Origin of the sequence: Pseudolysinimonas sp. (genome assembly GCF_031389465.1) — a bacterium.
Taxonomy (GTDB): Bacteria; Actinomycetota; Actinomycetes; order Actinomycetales; family Microbacteriaceae; genus Pseudolysinimonas_A.
On sequence record NZ_JANMSQ010000165.1, the window covers coordinates 1 to 4,736 of the forward strand.

Genomic DNA, 4,736 nt, shown 5'->3' on the forward strand with positions numbered 1-4,736 from the left:
GGTCACGACCGTGCGCTACCCCGGCGGCAACTTCGTCTCGGGATACCGCTGGGAGGATGGCGTGGGCCCGCAGGAGACTCGCCCCCGTCGACTCGACCTCGCCTGGCATTCGCTCGAGACGAACCAAGTCGGGCTCGACGAGTTCGCGCGCTGGTCGGCGAAGGCGGGAACCGAGTTGATGCTCGCGGTCAACCTCGGCACGCGCGGCGTCTCCGAAGCGCTCGATCTGCTCGAGTACGCGAACCTCCCGGGTGGGACAACCCTCTCGCAGCAGCGGATCGACAACGGGTCGCCCGCGCCTCATGCTGTGACGATCTGGTGCCTCGGCAACGAGATGGACGGCCCGTGGCAGCTCGGGCATCGCAGCGCCGAGGACTACGCGAAGCTGGCGGCGCAGGCCGCGCGGGCCATGCGGCAACTCGACTCCCGACTGCAGCTCGTCGTCTGTGGCAGCTCGAGTCGCAGCATGCCGACTTTCGGCGAGTGGGAACGCACTGTGCTCGAGCACACCTGGGACGAGGTCGACTTCATCTCGTGTCACGCGTACTACAGCCAAGGCGATCGCGACCTGGCTGAGTACCTCGCATCCCCCGTCGACATGGACAAGTTCATCGAATCGGTCGCGGCGACGATCGACCATGTCGCTGCGCTCAAGGGCAGTGATAAGCGCATCGGCATCTCGTTCGATGAGTGGAACGTGTGGGACATCGACCGCTACCACGTCGACGACAAGCGCACCGCTATCGACGATTGGCCCGTTGCCCCGCGACTGCTCGAGGACTCCTACACGGTCGCCGACGCGGTCGTCGTGGGCGGTCTGCTGATCTCGCTGTTGCGACATGCCGATCGGGTGACCGCCGCGAGCCTCGCGCAGCTGGTCAACGTGATTGCGCCGATCATGACCGAGCCGGGCGGGATCGCCTGGCGCCAGACCACCTTTTTCCCGTTTGCGGTGACCTCGCGACTCGGCCGCGGGCACGCGGTGCACGTCGCTTTGCGCAGCGACACGATGCCGACGGCGGCCCACGGCACGGTGCCGCTCGTCGATGCCGTTGCGACGACGGATGACGACGGCCTGTCGATCTTCCTGGTGAACCGCGGGGCTAGCGAGGAAGCACAGGTGCGGGTTGACCTCACCGCCGCCGGAGTGACGTCGATCCTCGAAGCGCACACGCTGTGGGATGCCGACCCGATGGCGCGCAACACGCTCGACGAGCCCGCCCGGGTCGGGTTGCGGCCCCTGACGACCGCGATCACCGACGGGGTAGTCGAGCTCACCCTGCCACCGGCATCCTGGTCGGCTGTTCGTCTCGGGTTTTGAACCACCGCATCCGCAGGAGTAGCGTTCTCAGCGACCTCCGGGCGAGTTGCGGAGTCGCTAGGAGCCGCTGTGAAGGAAGTGATTCGCCCGTTTGCCGGTGCTGCCGGGCACGCGCCCGCCGGCGGCAGTCTCGACGATCTCCGTCGCAGCAATCTGTCGATCGTGCTCGGCCTCGTTCACGCGAACCGCGAGATCTCCCGCGCTGAGCTGACTAGGGCGACGGGGCTGAACCGATCGACGATCGCCACCATCGTCGCTGACCTCGAATTTCGCGGCATCGTGGAGGCCGCCGATCCGCGGGCGACCAATCGCGTCGGCAGGCCGAGTGCCACGATCATCCCGACCGAGCGGATCGTCGCGATTGCGGTCAACCCCGAACTCGACGCGACGATCATCAGTGTCGTCGCCCTCGGCGGCCGAGTCCTTCGGGTCGTGCGCTACGAAAACGACCGAATCCCCTCGGCCCGGGAGGTCGCGAACGCCGTTGCCGCCGTCGTGGCCGGGATGCGCCCGGATCTCGAACGGCACCACCACCTGGTCGGCATCGGCGTCGCCGTGCCGGGGCAGGTGAGGTCCCGTGACGGTTTCGTCAACCTCGCGCCCCACCTGGAGTGGGTCGACGAACCTCTTGCCGAGATGATCACCGAGGCGACCGGGCTTCCGACCTCGGCGGGTAACGACGCTGCCTGCGGCGTCGTCGCCGAGGGGATGTTCGGCGCTGGTCGAGGGCAGAGCCACCTGGTCTTCCTCAACGGTGGTGCGAGCGGCATTGGTGGTGGGGTCATCGTCGGCGACTCCCTCCTCGCCGGCAGCGAAGGCTTCGGCGGCGAGTTGGGACACACGCTCGTGAACTCCGACGGGCAGCTCTGTCATTGCGGCGCCACGGGATGCCTCGAGACCGAGGTCACCCGCGCGGCGTTCTTCGAAGCCCTGGGCTGGGTGGGATCCTCGGCGGCCGACCTGCCGGATCGCCTGACCTCTGCGGCCGACCTTTCGACAGCGGGCCGCGCGGAGATCGAGCGGCAACTCGAGTTTCTCGCGATCGCCCTGCGCAACGTCACCAACACGTTCAACCCGGGACGCATCATCCTGGGCGGGTTCCTCGCTGACCTGCACCGCCTCGGCGGTGACCTGCTCACTGAACGAGTGCGGGCGACGGCACTTCGTGGCCCGGGGCTCTCGGTCGACATCATGGCGTCGGAGCTGCGTCGTGACAGTCTGCAGGTGGGCGCGGCCGAACTCGCGTTCCGCTCGGTGCTCCGCGACCCGGCGGCGATCGGCGCGGCCGACGGCGCCGATGTTGCGGCGGCTCTCGCCTGAGTTTCCGGGCGCCCGGTCGGCTCAGCGGGTCGCGGCAGCGAGATACGCGGAGCGGGTCTCGGGATGCGGTGGTGCGGTGACCACGATCGTTCCGTCCAGCTCCCACGCCGGGCGGGTTCCGGTCAGCGCCCAGGCGGCCTGCGCCGCGGCGCCGAGGGCGACGTACTCGGCGGGCGGAACGACCGTCACCGGGCGTCCGAAGATCTCGCTCGCGATTCGTTGAGTCGCGTCGAGGCGCGCGCCGCCGCCGGTGAGCAGGATGCGGTCGACCGCGACGCCTGCCTCGATGAGAGCGTGGAGCCCCGCGGCGATCCCGCAGACCATGCCCTCGATTGCCGCTCGGGCGACGTTGGAGCGGGTCGAGCTGCGATAGGTCAACCCGGCGAAGGTCGCGGTGGCATCGGGGAGGTCGGGGGTGCGTTCGCCGGCGAAGTAGGGCACGAGGGTGACCCCGTCGGCTCCGGGTTCGGCGGCGAGGGCAAGCTTTCCGAACTCGGCGTGATCGACTCCGAGCAGTGCGGCGACAGTGTCCACAACCTGCGCCGCATTGAGCGTCGCGACCAGGGGCAGGAACGCCCCGCCGGCGTCGGCGAATCCGGCGATGGTTCCCGTCGGATCGGCGACCGGATGATCGGTCACAGCGAATACGGTGCCGCTCGTCCCGATCGACACGACGACGTCTCCGCTGCGCGCGCCGAGGCCGAGCGCGGCCGCCGCGTTGTCTCCAGCTCCCGCGGCGACGAGGGTCCCCGCAGCGACGCCGGGGTGGTCGGAGGCGACTCCGGCCGACTCGGCGGGGCCGAGGACCCGCGGCAAGATCGCGTCGTGACCGAGGGCTAGCTCGAGCAGCTCCCGGGCGTAGTCGCCCGTGTCTGGGGACCAGTAGGCCGTGCCGCTCGCATCGGAGCGGTCGGTCGTCAGAGCGGCGAGATCATCGGCCCCCCCCGGCCCGTGACCGCGCAGTCGCCAGGTGAGCCAATCGTGGGGGAGGGCTACTGCCGCAACGCGGGCCGCGTTCTGCGGCTCGGCGTCGCGCAGCCACCGCAGCTTGCTCGCGGTGAACGAGGCGACGGGAACGAGGCCCGTGCGAGCCGCGTAGGCTTCGCGGCCGAACTCCTCCCGCAGCGCCTCGGCCGAGCCGCCGCTGCGCGTGTCGTTCCAGAGCAACGCGTCGCGAACGACCTCACCTTGAGCATCGAGAGCCACCATGCCGTGTTGCTGACCGCCGATCGACACCGCCTCGACGTCGCGGATGCCGCCGGCGTCGGCAATCGCTCCGAGGAGGGCTTCCCACCACGCCGCCGGAGCCACTTCGGTGCCGGAGGGGTGCGAGGCGCGTCCCGACCGAATGACCCGCCCCGACTCGACATCGACGACGACGACCTTGCAGCTCTGTGTCGACGAGTCGACGCCCGCGACGAGACGCACGGTCACTCCCGGATCAGGCGATGGTCAGCGCGCGCCGAGCAGGTGCTCGAGCGTGAGCTGCTGGAGGCGGACGAACCCGAAGCCGCGACCGTTGTAGTACGGAGCCGCATCGAAGTCTTCGTACGCCGACCGGTCGGCCAGCAGTTCGGGGTATCCCTCGCCCGGCGACAGCGTCGGGCGGCTGATCTCGTCGACCTTGGCTGCCGCGAGCGCCTTCGCGACCTCGGGGTCGGCGCGGAAGGCGGCCGCCCGCTCCTTCAGGAGCAGGTACATCTGCATGTTCGCCGAGACCGAATCCCAGACGCCGTTCGGGTCTTCGGTGCGCGACGGCTTGTAGTCGAAGTGTCGGGGGCCGTGGTAGGTCGCGCCGCCATCGGGCCCGCCGAACTCGAGGAGGTCGACGAGCGAGAACGCGTTCAGGACGTCGCCGTGACCGAAGACCAGGTCCTGGTCGTACTTGATCCCACGCTGACCGTTCAGGTCGATGTGGAACAACTTGCCGTGGTACAGCGCCTGCGCAATCCCGGCGGCGAAGTTCAGCCCGGCCATCTGCTCATGCCCGACCTCAGGGTTCAGCCCGACCATCTCCGGGTGCTGCAGGGAGTTTATGAACGCCAACGCGTGACCCACCGTGGGCAGCAGGATGTCACCACGGGGCTCGTTGGGC

Annotated in this window: 3 protein-coding genes and 1 pseudogene; 2 read left to right on the top strand and 2 right to left on the bottom strand. The window is 69.3% G+C overall.

Annotated elements, in window-relative coordinates:
- Both RMO30_RS06550 and RMO30_RS06555 read left to right on the top strand, forming a co-directional pair.
- Positions 1 to 1,321, top strand: a 1,321-nt coding sequence (locus RMO30_RS06550; protein WP_309711034.1) for an alpha-L-arabinofuranosidase C-terminal domain-containing protein, incomplete at its 5' end; no start/stop codon positions are given.
- 69 nt (positions 1,322 to 1,390) lie between these two features.
- Positions 1,391 to 2,641, top strand: a complete 1,251-nt coding sequence (locus RMO30_RS06555) for an ROK family protein (RefSeq protein ID WP_309711037.1) — start codon at positions 1,391 to 1,393, stop codon at positions 2,639 to 2,641.
- 21 nt (positions 2,642 to 2,662) lie between these two features.
- On the opposite strand, the gene xylB is transcribed toward RMO30_RS06555, so the two are convergent.
- Both xylB and RMO30_RS06565 read right to left on the bottom strand, forming a co-directional pair.
- A complete protein-coding gene (gene xylB, locus RMO30_RS06560) occupies positions 2,663 to 4,069 on the bottom strand; it encodes a xylulokinase (RefSeq protein WP_309711040.1) in 1,407 nt (468 codons plus the stop codon).
- Between the two features lie 24 nt (positions 4,070 to 4,093).
- Positions 4,094 to 4,736 (bottom strand): annotated as a pseudogene (locus tag RMO30_RS06565) (TIM barrel protein); the annotation flags it as partial.